Below are 16929 nucleotides of genomic sequence, written 5' to 3' on the forward strand. Positions count from 1 at the left end.
ACGACGGCTCCGACCGCACGGTGCATGGACGCCGCTCCGGCGGCTCTCACACCGAGGCCGGGGAGAGCTTGCGGTCCAGGAACAGGGTCGCGGCACCGATGGCCCCGACGTCATCGCCGAAGGTCGAGGAGACCACGTCGACATCGTGGGAGCCGCCCAGAGCCCGCCGGGCGCCGGCGGCCACCAGGGGCATCGATTCCTCCGCCATGAAGTCCCAGTACGGGCCGCCGACGATGATGCGGTGCGGATCGTGGATGCTGGTCAGAGTCCGCGCTGCTTCGGCCAGGGCCCTGCCGTACTCGCGGAGCTGGTTCCGTGCGATCTCATCGCCCGTCCGCGCCAGGTCTCGCAGCACTCCCAGCGACTCTGCGGGGCGCGCCTGCGCGTCCAGGGGGACGCCGGCCAGACGTGCCCGCTCGAGGACTCGTGCCACGTCGGTGTAGATGCCCAGGCAGGACATCCGCCCGCACGGGCACCGGGCGCAGTCGATCCCCGTGGGCAGGTGTCCGATCTCGCCGGCCTGCACGGTACTGCCCCGATGGATGCCGCCGTGGCCGGCGACGGCCGATCCCACCCCGGCGCCGGCGTAGAGGTAGAGCACCGTCTCGTGGCTGGGGAAGCGACCCGGCCAGCATTCGGCGGTCAGAGCCGCGTTGGTGTCCTTGTCGAGCACGGCGGGCAGCCCGGTGCGCTGTCGGATCATCTCCGCCAGGGCGACGTCGCGCCAGCCGGGGAGCCAGGGCGGGTCGACCATCCTGCCGCCTGCGGCATCGAGCCCTCCGGGAACGGCGACGCCGATCCCCTGGAGGGTGCCGGGCGGTTCCGACTCCGGGTCTGCGGAGGAGGCCGCGCGCAGCTCGGCGAGCATGCCGTCCAGTGCCGCACCGATCCGGTCGATGTCGGCCGCAGGATCGTCCCCGGGCGCCTCGAGGGCCCTCTGCAGCACCGGGCGAGCGAGCATGTCCACCAGCGTGACCGTGATGTGGGCGGGATCCAGATGCATCCCGGCGGACAGCATCGCCTGCGGCCGGACGCGCAGCGACATCGCCGGCTTGCCGCGGCGATTGGTGTACAACGGCTCCGCGATCACGAGCCCCCGCTCGATCAGGCGCCTCGTGATCTGCGAGACCGCCTGGCGCGAGAGACCGCACCGCGACATCAGCGTCGACTGGTCGACACCCCGTGGTGCCACGCGGATCTCCCGCAGCACGATCAGCTCGTTCCGGGCCCCCACCTGCGGCATCGTCGTCGCGCGCATCGCCCTCCTTCCGCTGGGGTCATGATGCCCCATTGAATTACTCCATCGGTATGAGTAATGTCTGCGTCCGTACGACAGAGTGGTCCACATCGCATCCCTGCCACGAGCCGCAGTCGGCTCGGAGCGTCGCCGACCCGCTGTCCAGTCCGCGACGGTCGGCTCTCCGTCGTCGCACCGAAGGGAGACCCATGACCGCGACCAGATCCGCGAACTCCGCCGCGTCGGGAACCGCACCCCCACCGAGCGAGGTCACGCCGCCGCGAACGCCGCTGCGCGGCCGTCGGCTCACGCTGGCCGACAAGCGCGACCTCACCGTCGGCCTGCGCTACATCTCGCCGTGGATCATCGGGATCCTGGTCTTCATCGTCTACCCGGTCGGCTACTCGATCTATCTGAGCTTCACCCGCTACTCCGGGATGGGCTCCCCCACCTGGGTCGGGCTGCGCAACTACGTCAGCGCCTTCACGGACCCGCTGGTCGCCAAGGCGGCCGGCAACACGATGTTCTTCGCCCTGATCGCGGTGCCCCTCGGGCTGATCGTCGCCCTCACATTGGCTCTGGCGATGAACCAGAACATGCGCGAGGTCGCCTTCTACCGCACGATCTTCTACGCGCCCTCGCTGATTCCGGCCTTCGCGATGTCATTCATCTTCATCGTGTTCCTGAATCCCCAGTTCGGCGCCTTCAACCAGATCCTCAACCTGTTCGGCGGCTCGAACGTGAACCTCCTCGGGGATCCGACGGGAGTGAAGATCGCCATCATCTTGATGGCCCAGTTCGGGGCGGGCAATGCCGCCCTGATCTTCCTGGCCGGTCTGCGCAACGTCCCCAAGACCGTCTACGAGGCCGCGCGAGTCGACGGCGCCGGCCCGATGCGGCAGTTCCTCTCGATCACCCTGCCGCTGCTGACCCCGGTGCTCCTGTTCAACCTGATCACCGGTGTCTCCGGCGCGCTGCAGGTGTTCACCGAGGCGTACATCGTCACCAATGGCACCGGCGACCCTGATGCCGGGGCGCTGTTCTACATGATGTACCTCTACCAGAACGCCTTCGGCTTCGCGGAGCTCGGATACGCCTCCGCCCTGGCGGTGCTGCTGTTCCTCGCCGGCCTGACGTTGGCCCTGCTGATCTTCTGGCTCTCGCGCCGGTTCGTGAACTACGACGTGGAGGCAGCCTGATGAGCACCCTGACCCGCACCGACGGCCCGGCGCCCCGCAACGGCGCTCCCGCACCTTTCCCGGGCACGTCCCGCCGACGTCGGCCTCGCACGGCCGAAGCCGAGATGCTCAACCGTCGCGCCGACGGGACGCTGCGTCCCTGGTACGCCACGCTGATCGCCCGGGTGGTCATGATCGCCCTGGCCGTCTTCTTCCTGCTGCCGATGTACTGGATGATCATCTCCGCGGTGAAATCCGACCAGGAGCTGGCCAAGTTCCCACCGACGTTCATCCCCGAGTCGTGGCAGTTCGGGAACTTCGTCGAGGCCGTCACGGCCATGCCGTTCCTGCAGTTCTTCGCGAACTCGGCGATCATCACGATCTCGGTCGTGGTGTTCTCGGTGATCTCCAACTTCATCGTCGCCTATGGCTTCTCGTGCCTGCGCTGGCCCGGCCGCGACCTCGTCTTCTATCTGGTCATCGCGACGCTGTTCCTGCCGTTCCCGGTGACGCTGATCCCGATGTTCGACATGTGGGCGCGTCTGGGCCTGGTCAACTCCCTGTTCCCCCTGATCATCCCGTCGATGTTCGGCTCCGCGTTCTACGTGTTCCTGCTGCGCCAGTTCCTGCTGCAGATCCCCAAGGACATGCTGGATGCGGCCCGCGTGGACGGCGCCCGCGAGTGGACGATCCTGTGGCGCCTAGTGTTCCCCACCGCCAAGCCCGCCCTGACCACGGTCGCCATCTTCGCCGCCGTCGCCTCCTGGAACGACTTCATGGGCCCGCTGATCTACCTCCAGGACGAGAGCGTCCAGACGCTGTCGATCGGCCTGCAGGCCTTCCGGTCGGTCAACGCCCAGGACGTCTCGTTCAACCTCCTGATGGCCGCGTCCTTCCTGGTCATCCTCCCCTTGCTCATCCTGTTCTTCGTGTTCCAGCGGTACTTCATCCGCGGTATCACCATCGGAGGTTTCAAGTGATCAACCGACGCACATTCCTGGGCGGTGCAGCAGCCTCGGGCGCGCTCGCGCTGGGCGCCTGCGCCCCGCGGCCACCCGAAGGCGACAATGTGATCCGGTACTGGGGCTTCGGCGCCGCGGACAAACGGTTCGACGACGCCGCCATCGCAGCCTTCAAGGAGACCGAGGCGGGGCGGGACGTCAACATCGTCGTCGACCAGGTCCCCTCCAACGGCGCCGCCGACAACAGCCAGATCATCACCGCGGTGCGCGGCGGCACCGCGCCCGATCTGTGGATGATGGACCGCTTCAACGCCGTCCAGAACGCCTCGATCGGTCTGCTCGAACCCATCGACAGCCTCATCGAGGAGTACGAGGGCGTCTCCGTCGAGGAGTTCACCGAGCAATGGCTGCAGTTCGCGATCGACGAGCTGACCTATGACGGCCGGCTGTACGGGCTCCCGATGAGCACCGATGCCCGCGGCATCGAGTACAACGAGAACGTGCTGCGGAAGTTCGGCGTGGACCTCGACATGTTCGATCCCGAGCAGCACGTCCTCACCTGGGACGAGCTGCGCGAGGCCGCCCGGAAGATGACCAAGGTCGACTCCCGCGGCAACTACGAGTACCTCGGGTTCTCCGCCTGGCGGGACGAGGCGTGGGCCTACACCTGGGGTTTCGGCCTGGACGCCCAGGTGTACGACAACGCCACCGCCTCCGTCACCCTGGACTCGCCCGAGTGGCGCAGCGTGTACGAGCTCTTCGCCGATTGGGCGGACGAGTTCCCCTACGCCTCGGTCGACGCGTTCTTCGCGACCTACCAGCCGCCGAATGCCCCACCGACCCAGAACGCCATGTTCAGCGAGCGGCTCGCCATGCTCACGACGGGCCCGTTCGCGATCCGCGGCAACGAGAAGTACGCCCCGGATCTGCCGCTGAAGTTCACCTATCTGCCGGTCAGCAGCCCGGAGGACGACATCTACACGTGGTCCGGCGGTGGCTCCTTCGTCGTCCCCAAGGGCGCGAACATGACCAAGGCGCTGTGGGAGTTCATGAAGTTCTACGCGGGCACCCCGGGCCAGAACCTCACGATGCCCCCGCTCGGCGATCTCCCCACCAATATCCCGACGATCCAGGAGGGCAACTACAACCCCTCGGCGGAGATCTTCCGCACGATGCTCCCCTATTCCACCTCCCGGCCTCCCCTGCCGGTGGGCTCGGCGATCTGGTCGACGCTCGATCGGACCAGGACGTCGGTGGCCATCAAGTCCATGACTCCGCAGGAAGCTATCGAGACCAACCAGTCCATGATCGAACCCAAGATGTCCCTCTTCGAGGGCTACCAGATGCCCGAGACGTACGGGCAGCGCAGCGAGATCCCGGAGGGCTGAGCAGCACACCACGATCGACGACCGCACCGCCATCGGTCCACGCCGGACCGGATCCCGGTCGACGGGACCCGATGGCGTCCGAACGCGACAGACTCGAGTCACGACGCTCGAGCCCCGACAGACCTGAACCACCATCCAGGAGCAGAACCACATGACCACTCCCCTGCGGATCGCCGTGCTCAGCGCATGGCACGTCCACGCCGAGGAATACGGCCGCGCCGCCCTCGATCACCCCGAGACCGAGCTCGTCGCCGTCTGGGACGACGACGCCGACCGCGGCCGTGAGCTCGCCGGGAAGCTCGGCGTCGAGGCCACCACGGACCTGGACGCTCTCCTGGCCCGCGACGACCTCGACGGCGTCACCGTCACCGCCGCCACCAGCGACCACGTCGAGCTGATGACCAAGGTGATCGCCGCCGGCAAGCACATCTTCACCGAGAAGCTGCTGGCCCCCACCGTCGAGGGCTGCGACCAGCTGATCAGCGCCGCCCAGGAGGCCGGGGTGCGGATCACCGTGTCCCTGCCGCGGCTCACCCATGGCTACACCCTCGCCCTGCGCACGATCCTCGATGAGGGCACCCTGGGGCGCCTGACGTACTCGCGGGTGCGCCTGGCCCACAACGGCTCCACCGCCGACTGGCTGCCGGCCCGGTTCTACGACGCCTCCGAGGCGCTCGGCGGGGCCTTCTCCGACCTCGGCGCCCACCCCGTCTACCTCACCCAGCTGATCCTGGGCGAGGAGATCTCCACCGTGCGCTCGACCTACACCGACCAGACCGGTCGTGGGGTCGAGGACAACTCCTCGGTCACCGTCTCCACCCCCGACGGCGCCATCGGCGTCATCGAGACCGGGTTCGTCACCCCGGCCAGCCCGTTCACCATCGAGGTCCACGGCACCGAGGGCTCGGTGCTGTACGGCTTCGAGAACGACGACGAGGGCAACGCCGTGATGCGACTGGGCACCAGTGAGGGCTGGTCGACGGTCGATGTGCCCGCCGACGACCCGATCCCCTTCGCCCAGTGGGTGGAGTCGATCCGCACCGAGGCCACGATGGAGGAGAACCTCCGCCGGGCACGTGCCCTGACGGCACTGGTGGCCGCTGCGAACGACGACGCCCGCGCCTGAGCCGCACTATCCCGCACGCCGCGCGGCCCCGGATGCCGCGCGGCTCCATATTCTGCAGACAAGGAACACCATGACCATCTCCCTGCCCGTCCGCATCGGCCTCATCGGAGCCGGCGGCATCGCCAACGCCCACATCGCCGGCTACGCGACGATCCCCGAGCGCGTGAAGATCACCGCGATCGCCGACGCCGTGCCCGAGACCCTCGCCAAGCGCGTCGAGGAGACCGGCGCCCGCGCTTACACGGACTTCACCGAGCTGGTGAAGGACCCGGAGGTCGACGCCGTCGACATCTGCCTGCCCCACCACCTGCACAAGGCAGCCATCGTGGCCGCCGCCGAGGCCGGCAAGCACATCCTGTGCGAGAAGCCGCTGTGCCTCAGCGCTGACGAGGCCGCCGAGGTGCGCGCCGCCGTCGAGAAGGCGGGCGTGACGCTGATGTGCGCGCACAACCAGCTGTTCATGCCGGCGGTGGCCAAGGCCAAGGAGGTCATCGACTCCGGCGCCCTGGGCGACGTGTACGAGGTGCGCACCACCGACTCGTTCTTCAACAACTTCGACCCCTCCACGATGGGATGGCGCGCCAAGGCCGCCACCAGCGGCGGCGGCGAGTACATCGACACCGGCTACCACCCCACCTACCTGCTCATGCACTTCGCGGGCGCCAAGCCGGTCAAGGCCTTCGCCATGATGTCGACCCACCGCCTGAAGTTCATGGAGGGCGAGGACTCCGCGCAGATCCTGGTGCGCTTCGACAACGGCAGCGTGGGCCAGCTGGTGACCTCCTGGGCCTACGACGCCGCGCCGGGCACCGACCGCTTCAGCGTCGTCGGCGAGAAGGGCTCGCTGAGCTCGGACGGCACCACGCTGCGGGTCAAGATCCGCGGCGAGGACGAGGAGCAGGTCTTCGAGCACGAGGCCGTCAACACCTTCGCCGCCGAGATCGCCGACTTCGTCGAGTGCCTCGAGACGGGCCGTCGCCCGCTGAACACCGAGGCCGAGGGCATCGCGGTGCTCGGCATCATCCTCGCCGCCTACGAGAGCGCACGCACCGGCGAGGCGGTCGACGTCCCGGTGGTCTGATAAGCAGACACACGCCTCTGGGCACACCAGGCCGGCCGGTCCCGACTCCTCGGGGCCGGCCGGTCTGCTGTGGGGCGGCAGGTCAGCTCCGCCCCGCGAGGTCCGCGAGGATCCGCGCGACCAGCTCGTCCTCGCTGAGCTCCTCCCCCAGGGTCTGCTCCCCCGCCACTCCGAGCTGGTCTGCGGGGCGGTACCAGGAGGCGACCTCGTCGGGGCTCACCTCTCCGGCGATCGGCTTGACGGCGTGGCGACGCAGGGTCTCCTCCAGGCTCACCTGGAGGTAGTAGACCAGGTTCGGCCCGTCGTGCCCGGCGAGCAGCTGCTCGAGCATGGCGCCGTACCGTTCGCGGTCGAGGATCCCCTCGACGATCGTGATCCGGCCCATCGCCAGGCAGTGCCGCGCGATCACCGGCAGAATCGCGGCGGTGTCGGCATGTGGATGCTCGTGCTCCCACAGCATCTCCCGGCGCACGTGATCCTGCCCGATCACGGCGACCCGTCCCCGCGGCAGGGAGCGCTGGACTCGGTGGGCGCTGGTCGATTTCCCCGACGCGGAGTTCCCGCGCAGTATCACCAACACCGGCGCCTCTGTCGGCGTCGGCGTCGGCGGCGGCGTCGTCGGCGTCGGCGTCGGCGGCGAATCCTGAGACACCTCAGGCACTCCGTCTGCCGGTGTGTTCATCGGGTCCTCCCGGTGCGCCGAACGCGTCAGTCCTGCCGCCCGGCTTCAGCCACCTGCGGGCCGACGTGCTCGGCGTCGGTGCCCCGCGCGCGGCCGAGCTGGTTCATGGCGTGGTAGATGATCAGCGCGGCCAGGGTGCCCAGGGCGATGCCGGTCAGCTCGATGCCCTCGATGGCCCAGGTGACGTTGGCGATGCCCACCACGAGCGCGACGCCCGCGGTGAACTGGTTCTTGGGCTGGGAGAAGTCGACCCTGCCGTCGACCCACAGGCGCACGCCGACGATGCCGATCAGCCCGTACAGCACGAAGGTGACCCCGCCGAGCACGCCCGGCGGGATGGTGAAGATGGCGGCGCCGATCTTCGGCGACAGCGACAGCCCGATGGCGACGATGCCCGCCACCCAGTAGGCGGCGGTGGAGTACACGCGGGTGGCGCTCATGACGCCGATGTTCTCGCCGTAGGTGGTCGTGGGCGAGCCGCCGAACCCGGCCGAGAGGGCGGTGGCCAGCCCGTCGGAGGCGAGCGTGCGGCCCACCATGTGATCGAGGTTGCGGTGGGTCATCAGCCCGACGCTGGTCACATGGCCGACGTTCTCGGCCAGCAGCACCAGCACCACCGGCAGGAACATCGGCAGCAGGCCCAGGTTGAACTCGGGGTGATGGAACTCGGGCAGCCCGATCCAGGCCGCCTCGCGCACCGGAGCGAAGTCGACCTCGCCGCGCAGCACCGCGACCACGTAGCCGACGAGCACACCGACCAGGACGGACACCCGGCCCAGCAGACCCTTGAACACGGCGGTGCACAGCACCACCGCGAACAGGGTGATGGTCGCGGTGACGGCGGATTCCTGGAAGTTCTCGTACGCCGTCGGGGCGAGGTTGAAGCCGATCAGGGCCACGATGGAGCCCATCACCACCGGGGGCATCAGCGTGCTGATCCAGCCAGTTCCGACCCGGGAGACCAGCAGCCCCAGCGCGGCCAGCAGCAGCCCGGTGATCATCACCCCACCCAGCGCGGCGCCCATGGAGTCCGCTGCCGTGGAGGCGGTGATGGGCGCGATGAAGGCGAAGGAGGAGCCGAGGTAGCTGGGCACCTTGTTGCGGGTGATGACCAGGAACAGCAGCGTGCCGATGCCGCTGAACAGCAGCGTAGTCGAGGGCGGGAACCCGGTCAGCAGCGGCACCAGGAAGGTCGCACCGAACATGGCGACCACGTGCTGGGCGCCGATGCCGATGGTCAGCGGCCAGGCGAGGCGCTGCTCGGGGGTGACGATGGCGTCGGGCGCGATGGTGCGGCCGTTGCCGTGCAGGGTCCAGCGGAACATGCTTCTCCCGGGGTGAGGACGGACGGCCGGACGGCCGAGGGGCGCGGCCGGCAGGTCTCTGCCGACGGGGATCGGGGCCGGGTGCGGCCGGCGGTCAGTGACCGGGGAAGGACTTCTTGCGGGCAGTCTCCTCGCCGACGTCCGGCACCTGGCTGAGCAGCGAGGTGCTTCCGGTGTCGCGGCTGCGGAAGTCGGCGAACATCTGGGCGATGTCCGGCGCGCCGAACTCGTCGCGCACCGGGGCGGGCACGGTGAGCATGAGCGCGGCGGCGATGCCGATGGCAAGGGCCGTGCCGCCGGTGACCAGGCCCGCGCCGGCGCCCATCGCCAGGGAGTTGACGATGATGGCGAGGAAGCCGACCACGACGAGGACGAGACCCGCGATCACGCCGCTGGCGCGGGCGATGACCGCCGGGCGTGCCAGCAGGGCGGTGCGGGCGAACAGGGAGACGGCGACGAAGCAGACGCAGACGCCGGCGTCGATCAGGTGCAGCACGGGCCCGCCGCGACCCTGCCCCGCCGTGGCGGCGATCGCGGCCATCAGATGCCAGGCGACGGCGGCGACGTGCATGATCGCGCTGAACTCGAACGCTCGCACGGTGTAGACCAGCCAGTCGGCGCGCTGGAAGGAGATCGGCATGGTGCGCACGAACGAGCGGGAGATCATCAGCCCGAACGCGGTGAACAGGAACGGCAGGTACACGAAGCCGGTGGCGACGCTGAGCGGCGCGGCGAACTGCAGCTGGAGGGTGTTGTCGGCGAGCGCGGCGATCACCAGGCCGCCTGCCGCGGCGGTGGAGAACACGAACCAGGAGCGTTCGCGCAGCAGCGCCGAGGCGAGCACGATGCCCATCAGCAGCGCGGAGATCATGGCGTCGGCGAAGGTCATCAGGGAGTAGGCCCAGCCGGTGGTGACGATGCGGCCGATGATCATCACCAGCGCGAGCAGCAGGGCCGCGGCGGCGGCCAGGCCCACTGCGACCAGCAGGATCCGGGCGGTGCGGCGGGCTCTGGCCTGGGGGAGGTAGCCCTCGTGGGCGCGTGGCTCGATGCCGATCACGGCGCCGAGCAGCAGCAGCGGCACCCCGATCCCGATGCCGACGGGCGGGCCGTCGGGCAGGGAGGCGAACAGCACCGGCAGGGAGAGCACCAGATCGGCGAGCACGACGCCGACGGCGGCGAGCAGGGCGGGCAGCAGGCCGATCACCCGCACCATCCGTACTGCCCCCAGCGGTGGTTCCTGCGGGATCCAGCGCAGCAGGTGCACGGCGACCAGCGCGATCAGGCCGATCCCGATCGCGGCCTTGCCGACGCCTTCCACCAGCGAGTTGTGGGCGACCGTGAAGGTCGTGGTCATGGACGAGGCCATGCAGATCAGGGCGAGTATGTCCCGCAGCGCGTCGAAGATGCCGAGATCCTTGAAGCGGTTCGGCAGCACGAACCCGTTGGGCGGGACGTCGTCGTGCTCGGCGTTCGGCGTGGTGCCGGAGCGGGCGTAGGAGACATCGCGCGGGGGCCGCAGCGGAGCGGTGGCGGGTTCTGCCTCGGCACTGCCTGCCGGGACGGCTCCACCTGCCCGGTCCGCGGCGTTCTGGCCCGGTGCTCCCGCGTCGGCCGCTTCCGGGTCGGCCGTGGCCGGGCCGGTCGCCGCGTCCGCGGTCACGCCGTCCGGGTCGGCCTCCTCGTCGAGCGCCGGGATGGCCCCGGTCTTCGCGTCGGGCTCGGACCCCGTTCGGCGCAGCTGCTCGGGGTCGAGGCCGCTGAGGTCCACGGTCTCGTGCTCGCTCGGCGGCTGGGCCTGACGGCCGTGGCGCTGGGCGAGCAGCGGAGCCGCGTAGCGGTCGAACTCCGCGCGGTCGGGCAGCCGGTCGGTGGGCAGGGTTCCGGGGTCGTCCGACGCGAAGATCCAATCCGCGTCCTGGTTCTCCTCACCCCGTCGATTCCTGCTCATCTGACCTGCTCTCCTGGTTCCCGGTGCGCTGGGGCGGCCCCCTGACCGGCCCGCACAGACCTTTCGATCTTAGGGACGCGGAGGCCGAACCCGTCCGCGGCGCGCCGCGGGTCACGAAGCACACATATCCGGCGCCGCTCCCCGGGGCACGCGCTGCGACCGCGCTACAGGTGCAGCCGCTTGGCGAGCTCGTGGCGCACGTCCGGCCCGCGGGCGAGCTGGAGCAGCACCAGGGCGACCACGCTCAGCGCGCCGCAGATGGCCGAGGGCAGCGGGGTGGTCACCCACCCGAAGGCGAGGAACCCGATCGGGGCCAGGCCCAGCAGCACCGTCAGGCCGCTGTAGACGATGTGCTCGCCGACGGCGATCCGCATCAGCCGGACGGTGATCAGCAGCGCGAGGATGGAGGAGGCGCAGACGATCGGGACCGCGAAGGTCACCGACCAGCCGTGCCACCCGGCGAGGTAGTCCCAGTACACGCAGACCAGGGCGACCAGCACCACGAAGTACACGGTGCTCTTGGCGAGGTTGCGCCGGGTGCGCACGGCCGTCAGCACCACGAGCCACATGGCGTTGATGCCCAGCCACACCGAACGCAGCACTCCCATGCGGCCCAGCTCCGCGCTGAACAGCAGCTGCGCGAGGAACGACGCGATGATGACGGCGATCGAGGTGAGGAACAGCGCCCGGAGCACACGCCGGCGGGAGAACCGCAGGGGCACGGCGGGAAACGGGCTGTCCGGCGCGCGCGTGACGGCGTCGGCACCGGCACCGGCACCGGCACCGGCACCGGCACCGACGGACGCTCCGGTGCCGACGGGTGCATCGGCGACGACGGGCGCCGCACACAGCGGGCACCGGTCCCATGCGCCGTCGATGCGGATCCCGCATTCGGGGCACCGCGTCATGATTCGGCCCCCGCGAGGTCGGCTCCGCTCTGCTGCGCCTCCGAGAGCTCGCCCTCGGTCACCCGCGCCGCGGCGACGGTCACGTCGACCCCGGCGCTGGTGAGCAGCCGGGCGAACTCGCGGATGTGGCCGGTCTCGACGAAGGGCGAGGTGAAGCTGAGCGTGAGCAGGCCGGCGTGGGACATGGCGCAGAACTGCGGCCGGACGGCCGAGACGTGGAACAGCATCCGTCGCACCTCCGACTCCGCCGGCTCGGGCAGGCTCACGCGCCCCAGGTTCGAGACGGCGACGGTGAGACCGCGATTGCTGCCCCAGTTCACCGCCCGCAGGATGGCGTCCTTGAGCGGCCGCGGCACGGCTCTCAGTGCGGGCGTGCGTTCGAACCGGATGAAGCCTCGCAGCTTCTCCTCGAGGGCCTCGGGAGTGGCCTGCGCGGCGAACTGGCCCTCCAGCTGCCGGCAGATCGCGCCGAGATCGTCGGCCCCCTCGCCGTAGGTGTGCTCGACCCGGATGGTGGCGAAGAAGTTCCGCGCCGAGGTGGAGGGGAAGAACTGGCGCAGGTTCACCGGCACCGACGCCGCCAGGGTGCGGGCCCTGCCGAGACCGCCCGAGGACCGGCGCACGGATTCGAAGAACACGGCCGTCAGGTACACCGTCAGCGAGACGTTCTCGGCGCGGGCGAGCTCGAGCACCTGTGTGGCGGGCATGGTCAGCTCGACAGCGCGGGTGCGGTTGTCGGGCGTCCGGGTGCCGCGGACCCGGTGGACCCGCTTCCGTGGTTCTCGTGCGCGGCCTCGCTCCCAGGCCGCGCGGGGTGCTCGCCGTGCCATGTCGGCGACGGTCAGCGCAGCCGGCGCCGCCGCCCGGCTGAAGGCGGACCGGGAGCCGGGCGCGCTGCCGGAACCGGCGTCGGACCGCGAGCTGGACGCGCTCCCGGTGCCGGAGACCGGGCTCTCGCCCCTGCTGCCGTGGTGGCGCCGGCGTCGGCGGAAGTAGTGCGCGAACGAGTCGGTGGTCAGCTCCTGCGCCGGCTCGGGAACGCCCCGGCCGACAGCGGCGGCGTCGGCCGGAGCCGGGCTTCCACCGCCCTCGGCGGGTTCACCTGCCACGGAGTCTTCCCCGGCCGCAGCTGCTTCGTCGGCGGAGCGCTCCTGAGCGCGGTGGCGCAGGCGGACGTACGCCGCGACCAGGTCGGAGAGGAACCACAGGGCGCCGGTGCCGTCGGAGAGGGCATGGAAGACCTCCAGGACGATGCGCCGGTGATGGTGGACCACCCGGAACAGCAGGGTGCGCCGGTCGGCCTGGTAGATGGGGGCGCAGGTGGGCTGGTCGTCCGTGGAGACCACCGGCCGCAGGTCGCTGTCCTGGAGGTAGTACCAGAACACGCCGCGCCGCAGCACCGCGTGGTACAGCCGGTAGCGGTCGTATGTCAGATCCAGCGCGTCCTGCAGCAGCTGCGGGTCCACGTCGTGATCGAGTTCGGCGCTCATGCGGAACACCTTGGGATCGATCTCGCTGCGGGCGGCGAGGAAGATGTTCGAGGCGTTGTCCAGCCGCACCCACGCCTTGCGGCTCACCGCGGGTCCTCCGGGCCGACGGGGTCCGCCGCGGCAGGACCGTCCACGGTCGCGCTCACGTCGGTGGAACCGGTGGCGGGCGCGCCCCCGTCGGTGGAGCCGGTGGCGGGCGCGTGCCCGGCCGGCGCGTCCCCGTCGGCCGGATGCTCGCGCAGGAAGTCGTTGATCACCTCATAGGCCTCGCGCAGGGAACGGGAGAAGCGGGGCAGGGTGATGAAGCCGTGCAGCGCCCCGTCCACGCGGTGGAGGCGCACGGTGTTCCCGGCCTCCTGCAGGGCGCGCCCGTAGGCCTCGCCCTCGTCGCACAGCAGGTCCCGCTCGGCGGTGATCAGCAGTGTGGCCGGCTGGCCGCTGAGGTCCTCGGCCATCAGCGGCGAGACGAGCCGGTGGCGGCGCTGGTCGGGATCGGGGACGTAGAGCTCCATGTAGTCCTGGACCTCGGTGTTCGTCAGCCGGTAGTCCTCACCGTGACGGCGCACCGAGGCGAAGGGCGAGGTCTCGGGGTCGTGATCCCAGTGCGTCACCGGATACAGCAGGATCTGCCGTTTCGCGCCACGATGGCCCCTCTCTCGCAGCAGCAGCGAGACGGCGGCGGCCAGGTTGCCGCCGGCGGAATCCCCCACCAGCACGATCCGGTCGGCGTCCTCGAGCCCGAGCCGGCCAGGATCCTCCAGCAGCTGATGAGCCAGGCGGTAGCAGTCCTCCAGGCCCGCCGGGAACGGGTCCTCCGGGGCGAGCCGGTAGTCCACGGAGGCCACCACGCAGCCGGTGAGGTCCGCCATGGTGGCGCACGCCGGGGTATAGCTCTCGATGTCCCCGGTGACCCAGCCGCCGCCGTGGAAGAACAGCAGCACGTCCTCGTGCAGCTTCTCCTTCGGCGGGAAGACCCGTACCGGCACCTGATCGCCGCTGCCGCCGGTGTCAGCAGGGTTGCCCGAGAGCGTCTCCCAGGCGGTGCGGTACCGCGGCCCGGGCAGTGAGGCCAGCCGGCGCTGGATCCGTCGCACGCGCTGGTAGTCCTCGCGCATGTCGAGCCGGGGCGCGGCGAACAGGCGCAGCACCGCCCGGAACAGAGGATTCACGGCGGCGGTCAGCGAGTGGTGGGCAGCATGGCGGCCCGGGCCGACTCCGAGTCGACGATCTCCTTGCCGAAGGGGAAGCAGGTCACCGGGATCAGCTTGATGTTCGCCCACGCCAGGGGGATGCCGATGATGGTGATGGCCTGGGCCACGGCGGTCAGCACGTGGCCGATCGCCAGCCACCAGCCGGCGATGACGAACCAGATCACGTTGCCGATCGCGCTCGCGGCGCCGCCGCGACGGGTGTCGATCACCTCACGTCCGAACGGCCAGATGACGAAGCCCGCGATGCGGAACGAGGCCAGGCCGAAGGGGATGGTAACGATGAAGATGCAGGCGAGGACCCCGGCCAGCACGTAGCCGAGGAAGAGGGACCAGCCGGCGGTCAGGAGCCAGATGAGATTCAGGATCAGGGTGATGAGCGTGCGCATGGCGTCAGCCTAGGCACCGGACCTCATCGCGACCAGGGGGATGACCTCACCGCCGCTACCCTGGTCGCATGCCTGCTCCCGAGATCGCGCTGACCGAGCGTTTCCAGTCCGCCTTCGCTGCCGCCTTCGGGCCCGAGTACGCCGACGCGGACCCGATCATCCGTCCCTCCCAGTTCGCGGACTTCCAGTGCAACGCCGCGATGGGCCTGGCCAAGCGCCTGGGGAAGAAGCCGCGCGACATCGCGACCGAGATCCTCGCCGCCGTGGACCTCGAGGACATCGCCGAGACCCCCGAGATCGCCGGGCCGGGCTTCCTGAACATCCGCCTGCGCACGGAGTGGATCGGCGCCCAGGCCGCGGAGCTCGCCACCGACGACCGCCTCGGCATCCCCTCCCCCGAGCAGCCGCAGACGGTCGTGGTCGACTACTCGGCGCCGAACGTGGCCAAGGAGATGCACGTCGGTCACCTGCGCACCACGGTGGTGGGTGACAGCATCGCCCGCACGCTGGAGAAGCAGGGCCACACCGTCGTCCGCCAGAACCACATCGGAGACTGGGGCACCCCCTTCGGCATGCTCATCGAGCACCTGCTGGACGTCGGCGAGGACAGTGCCGAGGCCGGCCTGCTGACCACCGACCCCAACGCCTTCTACCAGGCGGCCCGCGCCAAGTTCGACGCCGCCGAGGCGGAGGCCTCGGCCGGCGCCTCCGGGGCCGCTGCGGCCGACGGGGAGAACTTCGCCGCCCGCGCCCGCCGCCGGGTGGCCACCCTGCAGTCCGGTGACGAGGAGTCCCTGCGGATCTGGACGCACCTGGTGGACCTGTCCAAGCAGTACTTCCACCGCATCTACGACATGCTCGACGTGACCCTGAGCGACGAGCACCTCGCCGGGGAGTCCACGTACAACCCGCAGCTCGAGATCGTCTGCCAGGACCTCGAGAACGACGGGATCGCCCGCATCTCCGACGGTGCGCTGTGCGTGTTCCCGGAGGGGTTCACCGGCCGCGACGAGCAGCCGCTGCCGCTGATCATCCGCAAGTCCGACGGCGGCTACGGCTACGCCACCACTGACCTCGCCGCGGTCCGCCACCGCGTGCGCGACCTGAGTGCGGACCGTATCGCCTACGTCGTCGGCTCCGCCCAGGAGCTTCACTTCCAGATGGTCTTCACCGCCGCGCGCGAGGCCGGCTGGCTGCCCGAGAGCGTCGAGGCGACCCACGTCAAGATCGGCTCCGTGCTCGGCAGCGACGGGAAGATCCTGCGCACCCGCTCCGGCTCCTCGCTGCGCCTGATGGCACTGCTCGAGGAGGCCGTGGCCACCGCCCGCACCGTCATCGACGAGCTGCGCCCGGACCTCCCCGAGGACGAGCGGGGCCGGATCGCCCACGACATCGGCATCGGCGGGGTCAAGTACGCGGACCTCTCGACCGCGCACGATTCGGACTACACCTTCGACCTCGACCGCATGCTCGCCCTGACCGGCAACACGGCGCCGTACCTGCAGTACGCGGTGGCGCGGATCCGCTCGATCAGCCGCAAGGCCGAGGCCCAGGGCGTGACCGGCGGCGCGAAGCCGCACGTCGAGAACGACGCCGAGCGGGCCCTGGCCCTGCAGCTGCTGGACTTCGGGCAGACCCTGGCCCAGGTCGGCGCGGAGTACGAGCCGCACCGGCTGTGCGGGTACCTCTTCTCCCTCGCCCAGGCGTTCACGTCCTTCTACGACGCCTCGCCCATCCTCCCGGAGCCGGACGACGAGATCCGTGCCGGCCGGCTCGCGCTCGCGCAGCTGACCGAGCGCGTCCTCGTCGAGGGCCTCGAAGCGCTCGGAGTCAACGCGCCCCAGCAGATGTGAACCGCGGCGCGCCTCCCGCTCCCGAGCGCAGCGGGGGCGGGGCTCAGCGCTTCGGTGGCCGCGGCATCCACGGAGCGAGAAAACCGGGTCCACGAGCACATACTTTCCGGACACCCGACAGCAATTCCATCCGGTTCCGGTGCAGGTCGGG

At 70.2% G+C, this 16929-nt stretch carries 14 protein-coding genes; 6 read left to right on the forward strand and 8 right to left on the reverse strand.

What is annotated here, in order from left to right; translation table 11 throughout:
- Positions 1–46: 46 nt before the first annotated feature.
- Complete coding sequence (locus tag AC5020_RS04260) at positions 47–1258, reverse strand: ROK family transcriptional regulator (RefSeq protein ID WP_464987351.1); 1212 nt, start codon at positions 1256–1258, stop codon at positions 47–49.
- Between the two features lie 188 nt (positions 1259–1446).
- Here AC5020_RS04260 and AC5020_RS04265 point away from each other — a divergent pair, with 188 nt between their 5' ends.
- The 5 genes from AC5020_RS04265 (at position 1447) to AC5020_RS04285 (ending at position 6972) form a co-directional block, all read left to right on the forward strand.
- Positions 1447–2436, forward strand: coding sequence for a carbohydrate ABC transporter permease (locus AC5020_RS04265; protein WP_464987352.1), 990 nt, complete (start codon positions 1447–1449; stop codon positions 2434–2436).
- Complete coding sequence (locus tag AC5020_RS04270; RefSeq protein WP_464987353.1) at positions 2436–3395, forward strand: carbohydrate ABC transporter permease; 960 nt, start codon at positions 2436–2438, stop codon at positions 3393–3395. Before AC5020_RS04265 ends, AC5020_RS04270 begins: the two co-directional genes overlap by 1 nt.
- Positions 3392–4765 carry an extracellular solute-binding protein gene (locus AC5020_RS04275; protein ID WP_464987354.1) on the forward strand — a complete coding sequence of 458 codons (1374 nt, stop codon included), beginning with the start codon at positions 3392–3394 and terminating at the stop codon, positions 4763–4765. Before AC5020_RS04270 ends, AC5020_RS04275 begins: the two co-directional genes overlap by 4 nt.
- Before the next feature lie 151 nt (positions 4766–4916).
- On the forward strand, positions 4917–5891 hold the full coding sequence (locus tag AC5020_RS04280; RefSeq protein WP_464987355.1) for a Gfo/Idh/MocA family protein: 975 nt from the start codon (positions 4917–4919) through the stop codon (positions 5889–5891).
- Between the two features lie 70 nt (positions 5892–5961).
- A complete protein-coding gene (locus AC5020_RS04285; RefSeq protein WP_377015951.1) occupies positions 5962–6972 on the forward strand; it encodes a Gfo/Idh/MocA family protein in 1011 nt (336 codons plus the stop codon).
- A gap of 82 nt (positions 6973–7054) precedes the next feature.
- Here AC5020_RS04285 and AC5020_RS04290 read toward each other — a convergent pair whose 3' ends face one another.
- From AC5020_RS04290 to AC5020_RS04320, 7 genes are all read right to left on the reverse strand, one after another.
- The gene (locus AC5020_RS04290; protein ID WP_494564392.1) at positions 7055–7624 is read right to left on the reverse strand and encodes an AAA family ATPase; all 570 of its coding nucleotides are present in this window, start codon (positions 7622–7624) and stop codon (positions 7055–7057) included.
- A gap of 56 nt (positions 7625–7680) precedes the next feature.
- Positions 7681–8979, reverse strand: coding sequence for a uracil-xanthine permease family protein (locus AC5020_RS04295; protein WP_464987357.1), 1299 nt, complete (start codon positions 8977–8979; stop codon positions 7681–7683).
- Positions 8980–9073: 94 nt separating this feature from the next.
- Positions 9074–10930, reverse strand: coding sequence for a DUF7937 domain-containing protein (locus AC5020_RS04300; protein WP_464987358.1), 1857 nt, complete (start codon positions 10928–10930; stop codon positions 9074–9076).
- Positions 10931–11094: 164 nt separating this feature from the next.
- Positions 11095–11838, reverse strand: a complete 744-nt coding sequence (locus AC5020_RS04305) for a DUF6320 domain-containing protein (protein WP_464987359.1) — start codon at positions 11836–11838, stop codon at positions 11095–11097.
- Positions 11835–13415, reverse strand: a complete 1581-nt coding sequence (locus AC5020_RS04310) for an alcohol acetyltransferase (RefSeq protein WP_464987360.1) — start codon at positions 13413–13415, stop codon at positions 11835–11837. Before AC5020_RS04310 ends, AC5020_RS04305 begins: the two co-directional genes overlap by 4 nt.
- Entirely contained in the window at positions 13412–14497 is a 1086-nt protein-coding gene (locus AC5020_RS04315) for an alpha/beta hydrolase (RefSeq protein ID WP_464987361.1), read from the reverse strand. The genes AC5020_RS04310 and AC5020_RS04315 overlap by 4 nt, the downstream gene beginning before the upstream one ends.
- A gap of 8 nt (positions 14498–14505) precedes the next feature.
- Positions 14506–14925 (reverse strand): YccF domain-containing protein, encoded by a 420-nt coding sequence (locus AC5020_RS04320; protein WP_377015931.1) that lies wholly within the window; start codon positions 14923–14925, stop codon positions 14506–14508.
- A gap of 68 nt (positions 14926–14993) precedes the next feature.
- Between AC5020_RS04320 and argS the strand changes: the two genes are divergently transcribed.
- Positions 14994–16778: an arginine--tRNA ligase gene (gene argS / locus AC5020_RS04325; RefSeq protein WP_464987362.1), complete on the forward strand. Its 1785-nt coding sequence runs from the start codon at positions 14994–14996 to the stop codon at positions 16776–16778.
- The last annotated feature ends 151 nt before the right edge of the window (positions 16779–16929 follow it).

Source organism: Brachybacterium sp. SYSU DS0246 (assembly GCF_059391765.1).

Bases quoted from the DNA above. Each gene is read 5' to 3' on its own strand.
- AC5020_RS04260 (WP_464987351.1), bottom strand. From the start codon at position 1,258: ATGCGCGCGACGACGATGCCGCAGGTGGGGGCCCGGAACGAGCTGATC.
- AC5020_RS04265 (WP_464987352.1), top strand. From the start codon at position 1,447: ATGACCGCGACCAGATCCGCGAACTCCGCCGCGTCGGGAACCGCACCC.
- AC5020_RS04270 (WP_464987353.1), top strand. From the start codon at position 2,436: ATGAGCACCCTGACCCGCACCGACGGCCCGGCGCCCCGCAACGGCGCT.
- AC5020_RS04280 (WP_464987355.1), top strand. From the start codon at position 4,917: ATGACCACTCCCCTGCGGATCGCCGTGCTCAGCGCATGGCACGTCCAC.
- AC5020_RS04285 (WP_377015951.1), top strand. From the start codon at position 5,962: ATGACCATCTCCCTGCCCGTCCGCATCGGCCTCATCGGAGCCGGCGGC.
- AC5020_RS04295 (WP_464987357.1), bottom strand. From the start codon at position 8,979: ATGTTCCGCTGGACCCTGCACGGCAACGGCCGCACCATCGCGCCCGAC.
- AC5020_RS04300 (WP_464987358.1), bottom strand. From the start codon at position 10,930: ATGAGCAGGAATCGACGGGGTGAGGAGAACCAGGACGCGGATTGGATC.
- AC5020_RS04305 (WP_464987359.1), bottom strand. From the start codon at position 11,838: ATGACGCGGTGCCCCGAATGCGGGATCCGCATCGACGGCGCATGGGAC.
- AC5020_RS04320 (WP_377015931.1), bottom strand. From the start codon at position 14,925: ATGCGCACGCTCATCACCCTGATCCTGAATCTCATCTGGCTCCTGACC.
- argS (WP_464987362.1), top strand. From the start codon at position 14,994: ATGCCTGCTCCCGAGATCGCGCTGACCGAGCGTTTCCAGTCCGCCTTC.